Raw genomic sequence first — 20,652 nt, 5'->3', positions numbered from 1 at the left:
GGGCACGGGCATGCTGCGCACGACCGCCGCCGCGGTGGGGACCCTGGCCGCCGCCGGCGCCGGGGCCCTGGCCTGGGGCTCCCTCGTGGAGGCCCGCAACTTCACCGTCCGCACCGAGCGACTGCCCGTCCTGCCGGCCGGCGGGCTGCCGTTCCGGATCCTGCACCTGTCCGACATCCACCTGGACCCCCGCCAGGAGGACAAGCTCGAGTGGCTCTCCACGCTCTCCCGGTACCAGCCGGACCTCGTGGTGGACACCGGGGACAACATCGCCTCCGCCGCCGCGATCGAGCCGCTGCTGGAGGCCCTCGGTCCCCTGCTCGACGTGCCCGGGCTGTTCGTCCCGGGCTCCAACGACTACTACGGGCCGACCTTCGCCAACCCCCTGCGCTACCTCGCCGGGCCCTCCCGGCAGGACCCCGACCGGCAGCGCCTGCCCTCGGCGAGGCTGTTCGACGCCTTCGCCACGCGCGGCTGGACGGACCTGACGAACCGCGGGGCGAGCACCGTGGTGCACCGGATCCGCCTCGACGCGGCCGGCACGGACGACCCGCACCTGGGCCGGGACGACTGGCCCGGCTTCCCCGGCGGCAGCGCGACGACGGGCCGGGCCCTGCGCCTCGGCGTGACCCACGCGCCCTACCGGCGGGTCCTGGACGCCATGGTGGACGACGGCGCGGACGTCATCTTCGCCGGCCACACCCACGGCGGCCAGGTGTGCGTGCCCGGGGTGGGCGCACTCGTGACCAACTGCGACCTGCCGACGCGCCAGGCCTCGGGGCTGAGTGAGTGGACCCACCGGGGCCGCACCGTCCCGCTCGAGGTGTCCGCCGGCATCGGCACGTCCCCCACGGCGCCCGTGCGCTTCGCGTGCCGCCCGGAGGCCGTGGTGCTGGACGTCGTCGCCCCCTGACGCCGGCCCCCGCGCGAGCCGCCGGGACCTCCGGCACCGCCGGCGCCGCCGGCGCCGGCGGGCAGCGGTCCCCCCGGGCCGAGAAGGTTCAAGGAGTCTTTCAGGTCGCCCCGGGCGACCGTAGGATGGAGGCTCCGTCCCCGCCCCACCCCGGAGGTCCGCCCGTGCGCACGCCCGCCCGTCCCGTGCCGCGCCGCGCCCGGGACGGGGAGCGCGGCCTCGCCGCGTCGGTCCGCCGCCTCTCCCCCTACCTCGAGGGCGTCCGCTGGCGCTGGGTGGCCGGGCTGGCGTCCGCGATGCTCGCCGGCCTCGTGGCCCTGGCCATCCCGCAGGTGATCCAGCAGCTCGTGAACTCGGTGCTGCGCCCCGGCGGCGACGCGCGGGACGTGTGGACGGCGGTGGCGGTCATGGCGGTCCTCGGCGTGGCCGAGGGTGCCTTGGTCTACCTGCGCCGGTTCTTCATCCTGCCGCCCGCGGCGAACGTGGAGCAGCGCGCCCGCGTGGCCCTGTTCCGCCGGCTGCAGCGGCTCCCCGTCTCCTTCCACGACACCTGGCCGTCCGGCCAGCTGCTCTCCCGGGCGGTGGGCGACCTGTCCCTGCTGCGGCGGTGGATCGCGTTCGGCACGGTGATGTTCGTGGTCTCGATCGTGACGATCGCCGTGGGGCTGGTCCTGCTGTTCAGCACGTCCTGGGTGCTCGCGCTCATCTACCTGGCCGGCGCGGCGCCGATCATGTGGCACTCCTACGCCTTCCGCACCGACTTCCGGGCCGCCTCCCGGCTCTCCCAGGACCAGGCCGGGGACCTGGCCACCACCGTGGAGGAGTCCGTGCACGGCATCCGCGTGCTCAAGGCGTTCGGCCGCGGCGGCGAGGCGCTCGAGGGCTTCCGCGGGCAGGCGGACACGCTGCGCGGCACGGAGGTCCACAAGGCCGCCGTGCTGTCCCGGTTCATCGCGCTCATCGTGGCCCTGCCGGAGACGGTGATCGGCCTCTCCCTGGCCACCGGGGTGTACCTCGTGGCCACGGGCGAGCTCACGGTGGGCGCGATCGCCGGGTTCTTCGCCACCACGGCCGTGCTCGCGGGCCCGGTCGAGTCGGTGGGCCAGCTCATGGGCATGTCCCTGTCCGCCAAGACCGCGATCGACCGCCACCTCGAGGTCATGGACACCCCGGTGACGATCGCGGACCCGCTGGACGGCGCGGGCCCGGCGGGCGGCGCGGGCCCGGCCCCGGCCACCGGTCCGGGGGCGGGTCCCGGCGGTCCCGACGACGGCGCCCCGGCACCCCGCGGGTCCCTCGCCTTCGAGGGCGTGGCCTTCCGCTACCCCGACGCCCCCGCCGGCGCCCCGCCCCTGCTGCGGGACGTCACCCTGGCGCTGGAGCCCGGCGAGACGATGGCGCTCGTGGGGCTGACCGGCTCGGGCAAGTCCACGCTCGTGCAGCTCGTGCCCCGGCTCTACGACGTCAGCGCGGGCCGCGTCCTGGTGGACGGGCGCGACGTGCGCGAGGTCCCGCTGACGGAGCTGCGCCGACGGGTGTCGATCGCCTTCGAGGACGCCACCCTGTTCTCGGACACGGTCCGGGACAACGTGCTGCTCGGCGCGCCCGAGGAGGTCCGTGCCGACCCCGCGGCGGCCGATGCCCTGCTGGCGGCGGCCCTGGACACGGCACGGGCCGGCTTCGTGCACGGGCTGCCGGAGGGAGTGGACACGGAGATCGGCGAGGAGGGGCTGAGCCTGTCCGGCGGCCAGCGCCAGCGCATCGCCCTGGCCCGGGCGATCGCCGCCCGGCCCGAGGTCCTCGTGCTCGACGACCCGCTCTCGGCCCTGGACGTGCGCACCGAGGAGGAGGTCACCCGGCGGCTGCGCCACGTGCTGGCCGGGACCACCACGCTCATCGTCGCCCACCGGCCCTCCACCGTGGCCCTCGCGGACCGGGTGGCCGTCCTGCAGGACGGCCGGATCGCCGACGTCGGCACGCACGCCGAGCTGCTGGGCCGGTCCGCGCCGTACCGGGCGATCATCTCGAGCCTCGGCCGGGACCGCTCCATCGAGTCCGTCCTGGACTCCGGGGCCATCACGGGGACGACGCCCGTGGTCGAGGGGGACGCGGCGGGCGCCGCCGTGGACGGCGTGGTGGACGGGGGCCGGCGATGAGGGGCCCCGGACCGGTCGGCACGCGGGGCGAGGAGCGGCTCGACCTCAGCGCCGAGGAGCGCCGGTACGTCCGGGCCCGGTCGTGGCGGCTGCTCAAGGACCTCGCCCGGCCGGTGCGGTGGCAACTGCTGCTGACGGCGGTGCTCGTCGTGGTCTCGAACGCCGCGCGCGCGTCGTTCCCGCTGATCATCGCGTGGGGCATCGACTGGGGGCTGCCGCAGGTCGTCTCCACGCTGGAGGCCGGGGGCTCCCCCACCCCGGTGGTGGCCGCCGTCGGGGGCACCTACGTGGCGGCCGGGCTGGCCGCCGGGCTGCTGCTGGGCACCTACACGTGGCTGACCGCCCGGGTGAGCCAGGCGATGCTGCTGGACCTGCGCGTCTGGGTCTTCCGGCACACCCAGCGGCTCTCGCTGGAGTTCCACGAGCGGTACACCTCCGGCCGGGTGATCTCCCGGCAGACCTCGGACCTGGACTCGCTGCGCGAGCTGCTGGACCAGGGCGTGTCCGCGCTCGTGTCCGGCCTGATGTTCATGGTGTTCACCACGATCTCCGTGTTCGTGCTCGACTGGCGCTCCGGGCTCGTGCTGCTGGGCGCCTTCGTGCCCGTGGCGGTCGCCGTGCGCTGGTACCAGGTGCGCTCCGAGGCGGTGTACCGCCGCTCGCGGGTGTCCTCGGCGCGGATGATCGTGCACTTCGTGGAGACCATGACCGGGATCCGCGCGGTGCAGGCGTTCCGCCGGCAGCGCGCCAACGACGAGGCCTACGAGGGCCTGGCCACGCGGTACCGCGACGACATGGTGGACTCGCTCAACCTGTTCGGCGTGCTCCAGCCGACCCTGCTGGTCACGGGCAACCTCACCGTGGTGGCCCTGCTGGTCCTCGGCGGCTTCAGGGTGCTGGACGGCACGCTCGCCGTCGGCGTGCTGGTGGCGCTGCTGCTGGCGGGCAAGCGCGTGTTCCAGCCGATGGAGCAGGTGGCCATGTTCTACTCCTCCTTCCAGTCCGCCACCGCGGCCCTGGAGAAGGTCTCCGGCCTGCTCGAGGAGTCCCCCTCCGTGCGCGAGCCCGAGCGGCCGGTGCCGCTGCCGCGGGCCGTGGGGCGGCTGGAGTTCCGGGATGCCGAGTTCGGCTACGGCGCCGGCAGCGTGGTGCTGCCACGCTTCGACCTGGTCATCCCCGCCGGGCAGACCGTGGCCGTGGTGGGGCAGACCGGGGCCGGCAAGTCCACGCTCGTCAAGCTCATCGCCCGGTTCTACGACCTCAGCGCCGGTTCGCTCACCCTGGACGGGGTGGAGCTGCGGCGGCTGTCCGCGGCCGACCTGCGCCGGCACGTGGTGATGGTGACCCAGGAGGCGTTCCTGTTCTCCGGCTCCGTGGCCGAGAACATCGCGCTGGGCCGGCCGGACGCCACGGAGGCGGAGATCCGGGCCGCGGCGCGGGCCGTGGGCGCCGACGGGTTCATCGAGGCGCTGCCCGAGGGCTACGCCACGGACGTCACCAAGCGCGGCGGGCGGCTGTCCGCGGGGCAGCGGCAGCTGGTGTCCTTCGCCCGCGCCTTCCTGGCCGACCCCGCCGTGCTCATCCTCGACGAGGCCACCAGTTCCCTGGACCTGCCGAGCGAGCGGCTCGTGCAGTCCGGCCTGGAGCGGCTGCTGGGCGACCGGACCGCGCTGATCATCGCGCACCGGCTGTCCACCGTGGAGATCGCGGACCGCGTGCTCGTGGTCCACGACGGGCGGATCGTGGAGGACGGGGCCCCCGCCGACCTGGTCGCCGCGGGCGGGCGCTTCGCCGAGCTCCATGCGGCGTGGAAGGCCTCCCTCGTCTCCTGACCGCCCCCGGTCCCGGCCCCGCCCGTGCGTCGTGGTCCCGGGTCACCCGTGGCCGCCCCGCCCGTGCGTCGTGCTCCCGGGTCACAAACCATGGGTTCGAGCGGCCAACACCCTCGGTCCGTGACCCGGGAGCAGCGGGCGGGGCCGGGCGGTGCTCGGCGGACCCGCTCCACAGCGGCCCTCCCCGGGCGGGCCGGCCACGTGCACCACCGCTGACCGCGCCGCCCGGCCATGATCCGTGGACGCTGGGGGGATGATCGCCCGTCGGCCCCTGCCCCCGCACCTCGAAGGCCAGTCCTTCTCCACCGCCGAGCTCCGCGCCGCGGGCCTCGGCCTCGCCCGCACCAACGCCCGCGACGTGCAGCGGTTCTCCCACGGGCTCTATCGGGGGGCCGGCCCCTCCGGCCCGTCCTGGCAGGCCTGCGGGCTGGAGGATCCCGGTCACGGCCTCTCACCGCAGGACGTTCGGGCCCTCCTGCGCCTCCGCCCCGATGCGGTGGTGTCGCACCTGTCGGCGGCCCACCTCTACCGGGTGCCGCTTCCGCGAGGCCTCACCGCGTCGCCGGCCGGCCGGTCGCCCGCCGGCCCGGGGTCGCTCCATCTCTCGGTCCCCCACGATGGATCCCGCATCCGCCGGGAGGGCGTCGTCGCCCACCGCCGAGCCGTGCCGGACGCCGACGTCACCTCGCGGCTGGGCCTGCGCGTGACGAGCGCCGCCCGCACGTGGCTGGACCTCGCCGCCCTGTGGCCCCGTCTCGACCGGGACGACCTGGTCGTCGCCGGGGACCACCTCGTCCGGCACCCCTGGGTGAGGGGAGAGGGGCGGACGGATCCCCTCACCACCGTCACGGAGGTCCGGGCGGCGCTGCACCGCGCCGGCCGATTCCGCGGGATCGTCGCCGCCCGGGAGGCCCTGGACCTGGTGCGCGTGGGCGCGGACTCGCCGCCGGAGACCCGGCTGCGGCTGGCCCTGGTCGACGCGGGGCTCCCCGAACCCGGACTGCAGGTACCGGCCGACCCGGACGACCCCTCCTCGCCGCGGGCCGACCTGGGGCTGGTGCCGTGGCGGATCGCCCTCCAGTACGAGGGGCATCACCACCGGGATGCGCGCCAACAGGAGCTGGACGCCTACCGCGACGCCTGGTTCCAGGTGCACGGGTGGCTCGTCATCAAGGTCACGGGCGCCGACCTGCGGAACGGTTTCCGCCGGGTCGTCCGCCTGGTCCGCGAGCGCATGGCGTCCCACGGCCGTTGACGTCCTCCCCTGCGCTCCCCCCTCGTCCGGATGCTCCCGGGTCGTGAACCGCGGATGAACGTGATCCACACCCGTGGTTCGCGACCCGGGAGCGGGAGGCCAGGACGGGGGTGCGGCGCGGAGGGGTGGACGGGGGTGCGGCGCGGAGGGGTGGACGGGGCTGCGGCACGGCGAGATGAGACTCGGAGGGTGGAGGTGAGGGACGGGGCCGCCGGGTCAGGGGGTGAAGGTGCGGCCCGTCAGGCGCTCGTAGGCCTCGACGTAGCGGGCGCGGGTGCGCGCCACCACGTCCTCGGGCAGGGCCGGCGGGGCCTCGCCCGAGCGGCGGTCCCAGCCGGAGGCCGGCGAGGTCAGCCAGTCGCGGACGAACTGCTTGTCGAAGGAGGGCTGGGCGCGGCCGGGCTCGTAGTCGTCCACGTCCCAGAAGCGGGAGGAGTCCGGGGTGAGGACCTCGTCGCCGAGCACGATCCGCCCGTCGGCGTCCAGTCCGTACTCGACCTTGGTGTCCGCCAGGATGATCCCGCGCTCCCGCGCGATCGCCTCGGCCCGCGTGTACACGTCCAGCGTGAGCTCCCGCAGCCGCCGCGCGGGGGTCTCCCCGATGAGCCGGGCCATCTGCTCGAAGGTGATGTTCTCGTCGTGCTCGCCCACCTCCGCCTTGGCCGAGGGGGTGAAGATCGCCTCCTCCAGCCGGGAGCCGTCCACGAGCCCGGGCGGCAGCGCGATCCCGGTCACGGTCCCGGACTCGCGGTACTCCGCCAGGCCGGAGCCGGTGAGGTAGCCGCGCGCGATGCACTCGACCTCGAACATGTCCAGGCGCTTGACCACCATCGCCCGGCCGGCCACCGCGGCGGGCACGTCCACGGACACCACGTGGTGCGGGACGCCCAGCTGCTCGAACCACCACAGGGACAGCTGGGTCAGCACCGCGCCCTTGTCCGGGATCTCGGTGTCCAGCACGAAGTCGTAGGCGCTGATCCGGTCCGAGGCCACCACGAGCAGCGTCGCGGAGGTGCCCGGCGCGGCGTCGGCCGGCTCGTACAGGTCCCGGACCTTGCCGGAGTACACGTGCCGCCAGCCGGGCAGCTCCGGGGCGGTCGTGTCCAGGCCCTTGCCCACCCCGGCCATCAGCGGGCCTCCCCGGCCGGGACGGTGACCTGCCCGCGCTCGGCCCGCAGGCCGATGTCGGTGCGGTGCTGCGACCCCTCCAGGCGGATGCGCTCCACGCCCGCGTAGGCGCGCTCGCGCGCCGCGGCGAGGGACTCCCCCAGCCCGACGACGGCCAGCACCCGCCCGCCGGCGGCGACCAGCCCGCCGTCGGGACCGGTGGCGGTGCCCGCGTGCAGCACGGACACGCCCTCGAGCGCCTCCGCCTCCTCGACGCCGGTCACGGCCCCGCCCTTCCGGGGCGAGTCGGGGTACCCCTCGGCGGCCACCACCACGTCCACGGCGTACTCGGGGCGCCAGTCCAGCGAGCGCACCCCGGCGAGGCAGCCGGTCGCCGCGTCCATGAGCAGCCGGCCCAGGGGCGTGCGCAGCCGGGCCAGCACGGCCTGGGTCTCGGGGTCGCCGAAGCGCACGTTGAACTCGATGACGCGCACGCCGCGCGAGGTCAGCGCGAGCCCGCAGTACAGCACGCCGGAGAACGGGGTGCCGCGGTCGGCCATGGTGGCGATGACCGGGCGGGCGACCTCGGCCATGACCTCCTCGGTGAAGCCCTCGGGCAGCCAGTCCAGCGGGGTGTAGGCGCCCATGCCGCCCGTGTTGGGGCCGGCGTCCCCGTCGGCGATCCGCTTGAAGTCCTGGGCGGGCACGAGCGGGACGCAGTTGGTGCCGTCGGAGATGACGAAGAGGGAGACCTCGGGGCCGTCCAGGAACTCCTCGATGACCACGGTGCCGTTGGCCGCGAAGCAGGACTCGGCGTGGGCCAGGGCCTCGGCGCGGTCGGAGGTGACCACCACGCCCTTGCCGGCGGCCAGGCCGTCGTCCTTGACCACGTAGGGGGCCCCGAACTCGTCGAGCGCGGCCTCGGCCTCGGCGCGGGTGGCGCACGCGTGGGCGGCGGCGGTCGGCACGCCGGCCTGGTCCATGACGTCCTTGGCGAAGGACTTGGAGGCCTCGAGGGTGGCGGCGGCCCGGGAGGGGCCGAAGACGGTGAACCCGGCCTCGCGCAGGGCATCGGAGACGCCGGCGGCCAGGGGGGCCTCGGGACCGACGACGACGAGGTCGGCTCCCAGCTCCCCGGCCAGTTCGGTGACGCCCGTGGCATCCGTGGCGTCCACCGCGTGCACGGGGACGTCACCGGCGATGCCGGCGTTGCCCGGGGCCGCGTGGACCTCGCGGACGGAGGGGTCGCGCAGCAGGGCGCGGACGATGGCGTGTTCACGGCCGCCGGAGCCGAGGACGAGGATCTTCACGGTGCCCCAGCCTAGACGCTCCGCGGGCGCGCCGGGTCACCGCGACGGCGCCGGTCCCGGGCCCGGCCCCGGGGCCCTCCCGTACGCTGGGCCCATGAGCACCCCGTCCCCGGGGCCGGCCGGCGACGACCCCCGCCGCCCGCCGCACCTCGACTACGCCCCCGGCCGGCTGTACGGCCGCGCCCCGCGCCCGGGCGGCCGCCCGACGCGGCTGTCCGCCGTCTACACGTTCGTGCTCGTCTGGTTCACCACGGCGCTCATCATGGGGTTCGGCACGCGGCTGCTGGGCTTCGAGCGGGGCCACCTCGGCGCGGCGGTGACCTCGCTGGCCGTCTCGCTCGTGGCGGCGGTCGCCCTCACCGCCTGGGCCCGCCGCCGGCGCTGAGCCGGCCCCGGCCCGCGGCCTAGAGTGGTCCCCATGTCCTCGCACACCGCGTCCCCCCAGGCCGCCCCCCCGGCGCCGACCGCCACCTTCTCCGTCCCCGAGGCCGTGGAGCTCGTCCATGTGGTGCGCAACGGCTTCATCGAGTCCCGGTCCACCGGCTCGGCCGTGGTGACCGCCCCGGACGGGTCCGTGCTGGCCGCCCTGGGTAGCCCCGGGGCCCCCGTCTACCCCCGCTCCACGCTCAAGCCCCTGCAGGCCATCGCCTCGCTGCGCCGGGGCGCCCGGCTCACGGACGAGCAGGTGGCCCTGGCCTGCGGATCGCACCGCGGCACGGCCCGGCACCGGGCCACGGCGGCCGCCGCCCTCTCCGCGGCGGGACTGGATGCCTCCTTCCTGCAGTGCCCGCCGGCCTGGCCCGCGGACCCCGCCGGGATCGTCCAGCTGGCGCGCGACGCCGGCCCCGCCGGCCCCGGGCAGACGCCGCTGGCGTACAACTGCTCCGGCAAGCACGCCGGCTTCCTCTCCGCGGCGCGCCACGGCGGGCACGACGTGCACGCCTACCTCGACCCCGACCACCCGGTGCAGCGCGAGGTCGCCGCCGTCCTGGAGCAGTACTGCGGCGAGCCCGTGGCCCACTGGGGCGTGGACGGCTGCGGCGCCCCCGCCCCCGTGCTGTCCCTGGCCGGGCTGGCCCGGGGCATCGGCCGGGTGGCCGCCGCCCCGCAGCGCCGGGACGCCGAGGTGCACGCCGCCACGGTGGCCACCGCCATGCTCGAGCACCCCTGGGCGGTGCACGGGGAGACCAACAGCAACACCGTGGTCATCCGCGAGCTGGGCGTGCTGGCCAAGCTCGGCGCGGACGGCGTGATGGCCATGGCCGCCCCGGACGGCACGGCCGTGGCGGTCAAGGCGCTCGACGGCGGCACGCGCGCCGGCAACCTCGTGGCCCTGGCCCTGCTGGCCCAGTTCGCCCCGGGCCAGGTGGACCTCGAGGCCCTGCCGGGCGTGCTGGAGACCGTGGTCCCCCGGATCCTGGGCCGCGGCGAGCCGGTGGGCCGGGTGCACCTGGCCCGGCCCGTGCTGGACCTGCTGGACTGACCACCGCCGCACCGACCACCGCCGCACGGACCCCTGCCGGACCGGCCGCCTCCCACCGCGGCCGGACGGGATGGGCAGAGGACCAGGGCACGGGACCGAGGGAGGACCATGGCCACCAAGCGCCGCATCGCCGAGGACGCCGGCACCGCCGCCGTCGGGCAGTGGTCGCGCGCCCGCGCCGCGGGCGCCGAGGACGCCGCCGCCCTGCCCCGGGCCACGCGGGCCACGGCCGTGCGCTACCTGCTCGAGGAACTGGCCGAGCGCGCCCCCGGCACCTCGGTGGAGGTCCGGGTGCCCCCGTTCGGGGTGTGCCAGTGCATCGCCGGGCCGCGCCACACGCGCGGCACGCCCCCGAACGTCGTGGAGACGGACCCCGCGACGTGGCTGGACCTGGCCACGGGCCGGCTGGGCTGGGCGGACGCCGTGGGCTCCGGACGGGTGCTCGCCTCCGGCTCACGGGCCGACCTGTCCGCGTGGCTGCCGCTGGCCCGGTAGGGCCCCGCAGGGCGCCGACGCACTGCGGGAGGGACGCCCCGCTCCCAGTACCATGGACGGCATGACTTCTGCCCCCGACGGGCCCGCGGACGACCCCGCGCGGCCGGCACCGGACGCCCTGGAACACCGCGACCTGCTGGTCCGCCGAGCCCCCCGGGTGCAGGTGTTCCTGCTGGGCGGGGCCCTGCTGGGGGCGATCGCGGCCCTCGCCGTGGCGGCCACCGGTTCGGACAACCCCGAGTTCACGTTCGGCTCGACCTTCGGGTACTTCCTCGTGGTGTTCGGCATCGTGGGGGTGGCCGTGGGCGCGCTCGTCTGGCTGGTGCTGGACCGGCGGTCGCGGAAGCGCGCCTACACGGTGCACGCCCGGGCCGTCACGGACGCGGCCGAGGCCGACTGGGCCGTCGGCTCCGGCGACCTGCAGCAGTGGAGCCAGAAGTGGGAGGATGAAGGACGTGAGAACGATGCGCGGTGACGGTCTGCTCAACCACGATCTCGACCCCGGGGAGAAGGGCCCGCAGGACGAGTGCGGCGTCTTCGGCGTCTGGGCCCCCGGCGAGGACGTCGCCAAGCTGGCCTACTACGGGCTGTACGCGCTGCAGCACCGCGGCCAGGAGTCCGCGGGCATCGCCGCCTCGGACGGCCAGCGCATCGCCGTCTACAAGGACCTCGGCCTGGTCTCCCAGGTCTTCGACGAGGCGACCCTGAACACCCTGGTGGGGCACATCGCCGTCGGGCACTGCCGGTACTCCACCACGGGCGGGAACAACTGGGCCAACGCCCAGCCCACCCTGGGGGCCACCTCGGCCGGCACCGTCGCGCTCGGGCACAACGGGAACCTGGTGAACTCCGCCGAGCTCTACCGCATGGTCCAGGAGCGCTACGGCGAGCAGAGCCGCGGCGAGCTGGCCCAGGGCAACACCACGGACACGGCGCTCGTGACCGCCCTGCTGCAGGGCGAGGAGGGCGCCACCCTCGAGGAGACCGCCCAGGCCCTGCTGCCGCAGATCCGCGGCGCCTTCAGCTTCGTCTTCATGGACGAGCACACCCTCTACGCCGCGCGCGACCCGCACGGCGTGCGCCCGCTCGTGCTGGGCCGGCTGGACCGCGGCTGGGTGGTCGCCTCCGAGCAGTCCGCGCTGGCGACCGTGGGCGCCAGCTTCATCCGCGAGGTCGCCCCGGGCGAGCTCATCGCGATCGACGAGGAGGGCGTGCGCTCCACCCGCTTCGCCGAGTCCACGCCCGCGCACTGCGTGTTCGAGTACGTCTACCTCGCCCGCCCGGACGCGGCCATCAACGGCCGCTCGGTCTACGAGTCCCGCGGGGAGATGGGCCGGGCGCTGGCCCGGGAGAACCCGGTGGAGGCCGACGTCGTCATCCCCGTCCCGGAGTCCGGCACCCCCGCGGCGGTCGGCTACGCCGAGGAGTCCGGCATCCCGTTCGGCCAGGGCTTCGTGAAGAACGCCTACGTGGGCCGCACCTTCATCCAGCCCTCGCAGACGCTGCGCCAGCTCGGCATCCGGCTCAAGCTCAACGTGCAGCCGGCCGTGGTGGCCGGCAAGCGCGTGGTGGTGGTGGACGACTCGATCGTGCGCGGCAACACCCAGCGCGCGATCGTGCGGATGCTGCGGGAGGCCGGGGCCCGCGAGGTGCACGTGCGCATCTCCTCCCCGCCCGTGAAGTGGCCCTGCTTCTACGGCATCGACTTCGCCTCGCGCGCGGAGCTGATCGCCAACGGCGCCGGCGTGGCGGAGATCGCCGCCTCGATCGGCGCGGACTCCCTCGAGTACATCTCCGAGGACGGGATGATCCAGGCCACCCAGCAGCCGCGCTCCGGGCTGTGCACGGCCTGCTTCACCGGCGAGTACCCCATCCCGCTGCCGCGCGAGGACGAGCGGGGCAAGCACCTGCTGGAGAAGCCGGTGCCCACCGCCCCGGCGGAGCCGCAGGAGATCCCCGTGGCCGAGGACTCCGGGGCCAACGCCGGGTCCAACGGCTGCGACCCGGGCCCCGACGCCGCCCTCGAAGACCTGCTGACCGAGACCGACAGGACCCCGCTGTGACCGATCCCGTGACCCCCTCCCCCGCCGGGGCCCCCGGCATCACCTACGCCGCCGCCGGGGTGGACGTGGAGGCCGGCGACCGCGCCGTGGAGCTGATGAAGGAGGCCGTCAAGGCCACCCACGGCGCCGACGTGGTCGGCGGCTTCGGCGGCTTCGCCGGGCTCTACGACGTCTCGGCGCTGCTGCGGTACTCCCGGCCGCTGCTGGCCACCTCCACGGACGGGGTCGGCACGAAGGTCGCCATCGCCCAGGCCATGGACACCCACGACACGATCGGCTTCGACCTGGTCGGCATGGTGGTGGACGACATCGTCGTGGTCGGCGCCGAGCCGCTGTTCATGACCGACTACATCGCGTGCGGCAAGGTCGTCCCGGAGCGGATCGCGGACATCGTCCGCGGCATCGCCGCCGGCTGCGCCGCCGCCGGCACCGCCCTGGTGGGCGGGGAGACCGCCGAGCACCCGGGCCTGCTGGGCGTGGACGAGTACGACGTGGCCGGGGCGGCCACGGGCGTGGTCGAGGCCTCGGCCCTGCTCGGCCCCGAGCGGGTGCGCGAGGGCGACGTGGTGATCGCCATGGCCTCCTCCGGCATCCACTCCAACGGGTACTCGCTCGTGCGCCGGGTCATCAACGCGGCCGGCTGGTCCCTGGACCGCGAGGTCACGGACTTCGGCCGCACCCTCGGCGAGGAGCTGCTCGAGCCCACCCGCATCTACGCCGCGGACTGCCTGGACCTGGTCCGGCACCTCAACGGCGACCCGCTGGCCGGCACCGCCGCCGCGGTGTCCACCGCCTCGGGCGAGCCGGCACTGCACGGCTTCTCCCACGTCACCGGCGGCGGGCTGGCCGCGAACCTGGCCCGCGTCCTGCCGCAGGGCCTCATGGCCACCGTGGACCGCGGCACGTGGTCGCTGCCGGCGGTGTTCGAGCTCATCGCGCAGCTCGGCCGGGTGCCGCGGTCCGACCTCGAGCGCACCCTCAACCTCGGCGTGGGCATGGTCGCCGTGGTGGATCCCGCCGCGGCGGACGAGGCCGTGGCCCGGCTGACCTCGCGCGGGGTGGCCTCGTGGGTCGCCGGCACCGTCGGCCGCGTCACCGACGAGGCGGCGGCCGCCGGGCTGGACTTCATGCAGGGCGCCAAGGGCGTCGACGGCGGCGCGGTCCTGCTCACGGGCGACTACGCCCGCGCCTGACACACCCCTCCCCTCCCTTCCCCATCGGGCGGTCGATTCCGCCCCGGATCCGTCCCCCCGGGGCGCCGTTCCGGGGCGGAATCGACCGCCCGTTGCCATGGGGGGCCGGCTCAGCGCCCGGCGGCGTAGCCCTGGCCACCGCGGGGGTGGCGGCGGCCCCGAGGGCGCCGGTGCGCGGATCCCGCGTCACCACGCACAGCCGGCCCAGCGACCACGGCCCGGTCCGGGTCAGCCGGTGCCCGCGCCGCTCCAACTCGTCGAGGACCTCGTCCCCGAGCCGCGACTCGGCCACGGCCCCGCCGGGCGTCCACGTGCGTGGCCAGAACGACTCCGGGACCGAGGTCGTGTGGAAGGTGGGCGCGTCGACCGCCTGCTGCGGCTCGTACCCGCCGACGATCGTGCGCAGCAGGTAGGGCAGCTGCCACTGGTCCTGCTGGTCACCGCCGGGCGAGCCCAGGGCCGCGACCGGATGGCCCCGCGCAGGACGAGGGTCGGCGAGAGCGTGGTGCGCGGGCGCGCCCCGGGGACCAGCGTCGAGGGCGAGCCCGGCTCGAGCCAGGTCATCTGCAGGCGCGTGCCGAGGCAGAACCCGAGCCCGGGGATCGCCGGGGAGGACTGCAGCCATCCCCCGGAGGGCGTCACCGCGATCATGTTCCCCCAGCGGTCCACGACGTCGAGGTGGCACGTGTCCCCGCGCGTGCGGCCCCCGGGCGAGACCGTGGGCTCGCCGGTCCCGCCGGGGCCCGCCGGGACGTCCCCCGCGCGGCGCAGGGGCGGGACGAAGGCCGGGACGCCGTCGATCCGGCCGGGGCGGAACTCGCGCGAGGCCACCTCGCCGAGCAGGGCGCGGCGGCGCTCGGCGTACGGCGCGGACAGCAGCGTGGCCAGCGGGACGTCGCCGTCGCCGTAGTAGGCCTCGCGGTCGGCCAGCGCGAGCTTCTCGGCCTCGAGGACGGCGTGGGCGCCCCGGCCGGTCGAGGGGTCGAGCCGGTCGTCGTCGAGCCCGTCCAGGAGGCGCAGTGCCTGCAGCAGGACCGGCCCCTGGCCCCACGGTCCGGACTTGGCGATCGTGTGGCCGCGGAACTCCACCGTCACCGCCGGCTCGTAGCCCGCCTCGAAGCCGGCGAGGTCCTCCCGGGAGATCACCCCGGCGTGGACGCTGCCCGGGAGGTGACCGGCGGAGCGGCCCGCGGCGTCACCGGTGGAGTGCCCGGTGGCGTGGTGGTGCGGCCGGGCGGCGAACGCCACGACGGCCTCCGCCACGAAGCCGGTGCGCCACGCGGCGCGGGCCGCCTCGATGCGCGCCGACCGGCCCGGGCGGCCCCGGCCCTGCGCGACGAGCCGGTCCAGCACCGCGGCGTAGGCGGTGTTGACGATCCGCTCCCCCGGCCGCGGCGGCCGCCCGTGCGGCATCCACAGGGCGGCCGAGGTGGGCCAGTGCACGGCGAAGAGGTCCCGCACGGTGGCGATGGTCGCGGCGACCCGCTCCCCCGCCTCGTGGCCGTGGCGCGCGTAGTGGACCGCGTACGCGAGGACCGCCTCCAGCTCCCACGTGCCGTGGTCCCGCAGCAGGACCAGCCAGGCGTCCACCGCCCCCGGGACCGCGGCCGCCAGCGCCCCGGAGCCCGGCACCAGCTCGAGGCCCTCGGCGCGGAAGCGCGCCGGCGAGGCGCCGGCGGGGGCCGGGCCCTGGCCCATCAGCACCACCGGGCGTCCGGGCTCCCCGGCCGTGGCGAAGAGGCCCACGAGGTCGCCCCCGGGGCCGTTGAGGTGCGGCTCGACCACGTGCAGCACGAAGGCGGCGGCCGTGGCGGCGTCGAAGGCGTTGCCCCCGCGCTCGAGGACCGACTGCGCGGTGGCGGTGGCCAGCCAGTGCGTGGAGGCCGCCATCCCGAAGGAGCCCCGCAGGGTGGGGCGCGTCGTGAAGCCGGGGGCGGGGGTGAGGGCCATGACGGCCACTCTCCCGCAGCCGGGGCCCCGGCGCCAGCGCCCCCGGGGCCGGCCCGCCCGTACCCGGCACCTCCCACCCTCATCTGGCGGTCGATTCCGCCCCGGATCGGGCCCCTCGGCACGCCGTTCCGGGGCGGAATCGACCGCCAGTTGCCGAGGGGTGGGGGCGGCGCGCTCAGCGCCGGGCGTCGAGCCAGTCCAGGGCCGGGGCCACGCGGGTGCGCCACCGGTAGTCGGCCCGGGAGTCCGCCCGCGTGGGGCCGCCGTTGAGCACGGCCACGGGCTTGCCGGCGCGCACGGCGTCGAGCACGAAGCGGAAACCGCTCATCACGGCCAGTGAGGTCCCGATCGCGAGCACCGCGCCGGCCCGCTCGAAGGCCTCGCGCGCGGCGGCCTTGCGCGCGGCGGGCACGTTCTCGCCGAAGTAGACCACGTCCGGCTTGAGCTCGAGGGACCCGCACGCCCGGCACGGGGCCATCCGGAACCGGTCCACCCACTCCTGGTCCAGGGTCACGTCCCCGTCCGGGTTCACGAGCGAGGGGTCCACGCGGACGGCCTCGAGGTAGCCGGGGTTGGCCGCGACCAGCCGGGCGTCGAAGGAGCGCCGGTCCTCCACGGCACCGCAGTGCAGGCAGATGACCCGGTCCAGGTCCCCGTGCAGGGCGATGACCCGCGGGGTCCCGGCGGCGGCGTGGAGCCCGTCCACGTTCTGGGTGACGAGGCCGGCGAGGAGGCCCGCGCGCTGCCACCCGGCCAGGACGTGGTGGGCGGCGTTGGGCACGGCGGCGTCCATCTGCCGCCAGCCCACGAAGGAGCGGGCCCAGTAGCGGTGCCGGGCGCCGGGGTCGTGCCGGAACTCCTGGTAGGTCATCGGCCGGTGCCGCCGCAGCGACCCGCCGGGCCCGCGGTAGTCCGGGATGCCGGAGTCCGTGGAGACACCGGCGCCGGTGATGACGAGGGGCCGGTGGTCCCGGAGCAGGGAGAGGATGCCCGCCCGCGCCACCCCGGGGTCCTGGGGCGGGGCCGAGTCCTCCACCAGGCGCGCGATCGAGCGCAGCGCGGCACGGTGGCCGTCCGCCGCGGGATGACCGGTGCGCAGGGGGGAACCCGGGAGCCCGGCGCCCACGCCGGGGACCCCGTCAGGATCCTGGGGAGACGCGGGGGACATGGCGACGCTCAACCCGCGTAGCGGGGACCGTCGTCCTCATCGCCGTCGGCTTCGCCTCCGAAGTCCGCGTACTTGTCCGCATAGTCGATGTACTGGTCATCGTCATGGCGGGAACCGCTGTTGCCGGCGAGCTCGCGTTCGAGCGCCGACAGGTCAGTGGCCGGGGAGAAGTACTTCATGTCCCGGGCCTGCTTGGTTGCTTTCGCCTTTTGACGGCCGCGCCCCATGAGCGTGACCCCCTTTGTTCTCCGTCTCCGGGTGGTCAGCTTCTAGGCAGGGCTGGACCGGAGTATGCACTGATCATGATGGTTCGTGCTCACTAGGTTAACATGTTTCAGCACGCCGTGGCGCCGGTCCCGGCCGCACGCGGCCGCCACCGACGACCGCCACCCGGAAGGACCCCCATGGACCCGCAGCACGACCGCCCGGAGGGCCCCGGGGGCGACGCCGGCCCCGTCCCCTACCTCCCTCCGCGCCCGGTCGGCGAGGACCCCGCCCCCCGACGCCGCCCCGCCTGGTGGCTACCCCTCGGCGCCCTCGCGGTGCTCGCGGTCCTCGTGGTGCTGCTGTGGCCCCTGCTGGCCCCGCCGGCCCCGCCCGCCGGGGACCCCGGCACGCCCCAGCCGACCGTGTCCCGCGACCCGGACCCGGGCCTGGACGGCATCGTGGCCCGCGCGGTGCCGCCGGCGCAGGTGCGCCCCGGGGACTGCCTGACGGACCTCGAGGGCGTCCAGGCGCCGGCCACGGTGGTGGAGTGCAGCCGCGAGCACGAGGCGCAGCTGGTGGGACGCAAGCTCTGGCCCACGGACCGCGCGTTCCCGGGCGAGGGGATGCGGGCGGCCGCCGAGGAGTTCTGCGGGGCGATCGCGCTGGCGGGGATCCCGGACGCCCAGGTGACCGTGGAGGTCTCCCACCCCACCGAGGGAACCTGGGCCGCCGGGGACCGCCGCGTGGACTGCGTCGCCGTGGCCCACGACGGCGTCCTCACCGGGTCCCTCGTGGAGGAGCCCGCGTTCCAGGACTGGTCGGACCACGACGACGCCTGAGGGCGCCGGGGCGCTCAGCCCGCCCTGCGGGTGACCACCAGCCGGTCCCGCTCGCCGTCCGCGGCGCCCGGCGCCCGGTCCACGAGGACCGTGTCCCCGTCCGCGATCTCCCCGCCCAGCAGGGCGCGGGCCAGCTGGTCGCCGATCTCGCGCTGCACGAGCCGGCGCAGCGGCCGGGCGCCGTAGGCCGGGTCGTAGCCGGTCAGGGCCAGCCACTCGCGGGCCGCGTCGGTCACCTCGAGCTCCAGCCGGCGCGAGGTCAGCCGCCGCGCGAGCGAGGCGACCTGCAGGTCCACGATCCGGGTCAGGTCCTCGATCGAGAGCGGGTCGAACATGATGATGTCGTCCAGCCGGTTGAGGAACTCGGGCTTGAAGGAGGCGTGCACCACCTTCATCACCGCATCGCGCTTCGCCGCGTCGTCCAGCGCCGGGTCCACGAGGAACTGCGAGCCCAGGTTGGACGTGAGGATGAGGATGACGTTGCGGAAATCCACGGTGCGGCCCTGGCCGTCGGTGAGGCGGCCGTCGTCGAGCACCTGCAGCAGGATGTCGAAGACCTCGGGGTGGGCCTTCTCCACCTCGTCCAGCAGGATGACCGAGTAGGGGCGCCGGCGCACGGCCTCGGTGAGCTGGCCGCCCTCCTCGTGGCCGATGTAGCCCGGAGGGGCACCGACGAGCCGGGCGACCGTGTGCTTCTCCGAGTACTCGGACATGTCCAGGCGGACCATGGCGTGGTCGTCGTCGAAGAGGAACTCCGCGAGCGCCTTGGCCAGCTCGGTCTTGCCCACGCCCGTGGGGCCCAGGAACAGGAACGAGCCGGTGGGCCGGTCGGGGTCGGAGATCCCGGCGCGGGAGCGGCGCACGGCGTCCGAGACGGAGGCGACGGCGGCGCGCTGGCCGATCAGCCGCTCCCCCAGGTGCTCCTCCATGGACAGCAGCTTGTCCTGCTCGGACTGGAGCATGCGCCCGGCGGGGATGCCGGTCCAGGCGGAGATGACCTCGGCGATGTCGTCCGCGGTGACCTCCTCGGACACCATGGTCGCCTCCCCGTGGCCCGGGGCGCCGTTCTCGGCCTCGACGGCGGCCTGCAGCTCCTTCTCCAGGGCGGGGATCTCCCCGTACAGGATGCGGGAGGCCTCGGCGAGGTCCCCGTCGCGCTGGGCCTTCTCGGCGGCCGAGCGCAGCTCGTCCAGCCGCACGCGCAGGTCACCGGCCTGGTTGAGGGACGCCTTCTCGGCCTCCCACTGCGCGGTGAGCCCGGCGAGCTTCTCCTTCTGGTTGGCCATCTCCTCGCGCAGGCTCGCGAGCCGCTCCACCGAGGCGGGGTCGGTCTCGTCGGCCAGGGCGAGCTCCTCCATGGTCAGCCGGTCCACGGAGCGGCGCAGCTGGTCGATCTCCTCCGGGGCGGAGTCGATCTCCATGCGCAGCCGCGAGGCGGACTCGTCCACCAGGTCGATCGCCTTGTCCGGCAGCTGCCGGCCGGAGATGTACCGGTGCGAGAGGTTGGCCGCGGCCACGAGCGCCGAGTCGGCGATCGCCACCTTGTGGTGGGCCTCGTAGCGCTCCTTGAGCCCGCGCAGGATGGCGATCGTGTCGTCCACGGACGGCTCGCCCACGTAGACCTGCTGGAAGCGGCGCTCCAGGGCCGGGTCCTTCTCGATGTTCTCGCGGTACTCGTCCAGCGTGGTGGCCCCGATCAGGCGCAGCTCGCCGCGGGCCAGCATGGGCTTGAGCATGTTGCCGGCGTCCATCGCGCCCTCGGAGGCGCCCGCGCCGACCACGGTGTGGATCTCGTCGATGAACGTGACGACCTGCCCGTCCGACTGGCGGATCTCCTCGAGCACGGCCTTGAGCCGCTCCTCGAACTCGCCGCGGTACTTGGCCCCGGCGATCATGGAGCCCAGGTCCAGGGAGATCAGGGACTTGCCGCGCAGCGACTCGGGCACGTCCCCGGCCACCATGCGCTGGGCGAGGCCCTCGACGACGGCGGTCTTGCCGACGCCGGGCTCGCCGATGAGCACGGGGTTGTTCTTGGTCCGGCGGGAGAGCACCTGGACCACGCGGCGGATCTCGGCGTCCCGGCCGATGACCGGGTCCAGCTTGCCGGAGCGGGCCATCTCGGTCAGGTCGGTGCCGTACTTCTCGAGCGCCTGGAAGGTGCCCTCCGGGTCCGGGGTGGTCACCCGGCTGTCCCCGCGGACCTCCTTCACCGCGGCGGAGAGGGCCTCGACGGAGCCCCCGGCGTCCCGCAGGGCGGCGCCCGCCTTGCCGGCGTCCGCGGCGAGCCCCAGCAGCAGGTGCTCGGTGGAGACGTACTCGTCCCCGAGGGCCTCGGCCTGCTGGCGGGCGGCCTGCACCACGAGCAGCCCCGGGCGGGAGAGCTGGGCCTGGGCGACGGAGGCGCCCGAGGTGGCGGGCAGCTCCTTGATGGCGGTGGAGGCGGCGGTGGACACCACGTCCGGGTCCACGCCGGCGGCCTTGAGCACGGCCACGGCCACCGAGCCGCGCTGGTCCATCAGCGCCTTGAGCAGGTGGGCCGGTTCGATCTGGGGGTTGCCGAGCGTCGAGGCGTTCATCGCCGCGGCGGACAGCACCTCCTGGCTCTTCGTGGTGAACTTCGCGTCCATGGCGTACTCCTCCCGTCCCGCGGTGTCGGGGACATCGGCATTGGGTCCGTGCTC

General features: G+C 75.5%; 16 protein-coding genes and 1 pseudogene. 11 read left to right on the top strand and 6 right to left on the bottom strand.

All coding sequences use genetic code 11. From position 1 onward, the window contains the following. The first annotated feature begins 10 nt into the window (after positions 1-10). From E7744_RS03215 to E7744_RS03200, 4 genes are all read left to right on the top strand, one after another. Positions 11-913, top strand: coding sequence for a metallophosphoesterase (locus E7744_RS03215; protein ID WP_137772881.1), 903 nt, complete (start codon positions 11-13; stop codon positions 911-913). 125 nt (positions 914-1,038) lie between these two features. Further along, a complete protein-coding gene (locus E7744_RS03210) occupies positions 1,039-3,069 on the top strand; it encodes an ABC transporter ATP-binding protein (RefSeq protein WP_137772880.1) in 2,031 nt (676 codons plus the stop codon). Next, complete coding sequence (locus E7744_RS03205; RefSeq protein ID WP_137772879.1) at positions 3,066-4,901, top strand: ABC transporter ATP-binding protein; 1,836 nt, start codon at positions 3,066-3,068, stop codon at positions 4,899-4,901. The genes E7744_RS03210 and E7744_RS03205 overlap by 4 nt, the downstream gene beginning before the upstream one ends. Before the next feature lie 253 nt (positions 4,902-5,154). Continuing rightward, positions 5,155-6,156, top strand: coding sequence for a hypothetical protein (locus E7744_RS03200; RefSeq protein ID WP_137772878.1), 1,002 nt, complete (start codon positions 5,155-5,157; stop codon positions 6,154-6,156). 216 nt (positions 6,157-6,372) lie between these two features. Here E7744_RS03200 and E7744_RS03195 read toward each other — a convergent pair whose 3' ends face one another. Beyond that, positions 6,373-7,284, bottom strand: coding sequence for a phosphoribosylaminoimidazolesuccinocarboxamide synthase (locus E7744_RS03195; RefSeq protein WP_137772877.1), 912 nt, complete (start codon positions 7,282-7,284; stop codon positions 6,373-6,375). Further along, the gene (purD, locus tag E7744_RS03190; protein ID WP_137772876.1) at positions 7,284-8,573 is read right to left on the bottom strand and encodes a phosphoribosylamine--glycine ligase; all 1,290 of its coding nucleotides are present in this window, start codon (positions 8,571-8,573) and stop codon (positions 7,284-7,286) included. The genes E7744_RS03195 and purD overlap by 1 nt, the downstream gene beginning before the upstream one ends. Before the next feature lie 94 nt (positions 8,574-8,667). On the opposite strand from purD, the gene E7744_RS03185 reads away from it, so the two are divergent. The 6 genes from E7744_RS03185 to purM all read left to right on the top strand — a co-directional run bounded on the left by E7744_RS03185 (position 8,668) and on the right by purM (position 13,807). Continuing rightward, positions 8,668-8,958 carry a hypothetical protein gene (locus E7744_RS03185; protein WP_137772875.1) on the top strand — a complete coding sequence of 97 codons (291 nt, stop codon included), beginning with the start codon at positions 8,668-8,670 and terminating at the stop codon, positions 8,956-8,958. A gap of 33 nt (positions 8,959-8,991) precedes the next feature. Then, positions 8,992-10,056 carry an asparaginase gene (locus E7744_RS03180; protein ID WP_137772874.1) on the top strand — a complete coding sequence of 355 codons (1,065 nt, stop codon included), beginning with the start codon at positions 8,992-8,994 and terminating at the stop codon, positions 10,054-10,056. Positions 10,057-10,164: 108 nt separating this feature from the next. Then, the gene (locus tag E7744_RS03175) at positions 10,165-10,551 is read left to right on the top strand and encodes a sterol carrier family protein (RefSeq protein ID WP_137772873.1); all 387 of its coding nucleotides are present in this window, start codon (positions 10,165-10,167) and stop codon (positions 10,549-10,551) included. 61 nt (positions 10,552-10,612) lie between these two features. Beyond that, positions 10,613-11,026, top strand: coding sequence for a hypothetical protein (locus tag E7744_RS03170; RefSeq protein WP_137772872.1), 414 nt, complete (start codon positions 10,613-10,615; stop codon positions 11,024-11,026). After that, positions 11,016-12,614, top strand: a complete 1,599-nt coding sequence (gene purF / locus E7744_RS03165) for an amidophosphoribosyltransferase (RefSeq protein ID WP_371415375.1) — start codon at positions 11,016-11,018, stop codon at positions 12,612-12,614. Before E7744_RS03170 ends, purF begins: the two co-directional genes overlap by 11 nt. Further along, positions 12,611-13,807, top strand: a complete 1,197-nt coding sequence (purM, locus tag E7744_RS03160; RefSeq protein ID WP_246858527.1) for a phosphoribosylformylglycinamidine cyclo-ligase — start codon at positions 12,611-12,613, stop codon at positions 13,805-13,807. The genes purF and purM overlap by 4 nt, the downstream gene beginning before the upstream one ends. A 110-nt stretch (positions 13,808-13,917) precedes the next feature. On the opposite strand, the pseudogene E7744_RS03155 reads toward purM, so the two are convergent. From E7744_RS03155 to E7744_RS03145, 3 genes and pseudogenes are all read right to left on the bottom strand, one after another. Continuing rightward, positions 13,918-15,757, bottom strand: a pseudogene (locus E7744_RS03155) (gamma-glutamyltransferase family protein). Positions 15,758-15,932: 175 nt separating this feature from the next. Then, positions 15,933-16,856 (bottom strand): NAD-dependent protein deacetylase, encoded by a 924-nt coding sequence (locus E7744_RS03150; RefSeq protein ID WP_246858612.1) that lies wholly within the window; start codon positions 16,854-16,856, stop codon positions 15,933-15,935. A 77-nt stretch (positions 16,857-16,933) separates the two neighbouring features. Beyond that, complete coding sequence (locus E7744_RS03145) at positions 16,934-17,104, bottom strand: DUF3073 family protein (RefSeq protein ID WP_371415374.1); 171 nt, start codon at positions 17,102-17,104, stop codon at positions 16,934-16,936. A 225-nt stretch (positions 17,105-17,329) separates the two neighbouring features. Here E7744_RS03145 and E7744_RS03140 point away from each other — a divergent pair, with 225 nt between their 5' ends. Continuing rightward, positions 17,330-17,971, top strand: coding sequence for a hypothetical protein (locus E7744_RS03140; RefSeq protein WP_137772868.1), 642 nt, complete (start codon positions 17,330-17,332; stop codon positions 17,969-17,971). A 14-nt stretch (positions 17,972-17,985) separates the two neighbouring features. On the opposite strand, the gene clpB is transcribed toward E7744_RS03140, so the two are convergent. Beyond that, the gene (gene clpB, locus E7744_RS03135) at positions 17,986-20,598 is read right to left on the bottom strand and encodes an ATP-dependent chaperone ClpB (RefSeq protein WP_137772867.1); all 2,613 of its coding nucleotides are present in this window, start codon (positions 20,596-20,598) and stop codon (positions 17,986-17,988) included. Between the last annotated feature and the right edge of the window lie 54 nt (positions 20,599-20,652).

It is taken from the genome of Citricoccus sp. SGAir0253 (assembly GCF_005877055.1).
In the GTDB taxonomy this organism is placed as follows: Bacteria; Actinomycetota; Actinomycetes; order Actinomycetales; family Micrococcaceae; genus Citricoccus.
The sequence above is the reverse complement of the archived record's forward strand: the minus strand, read 5'-3'. Positions and strand labels throughout refer to the sequence as shown.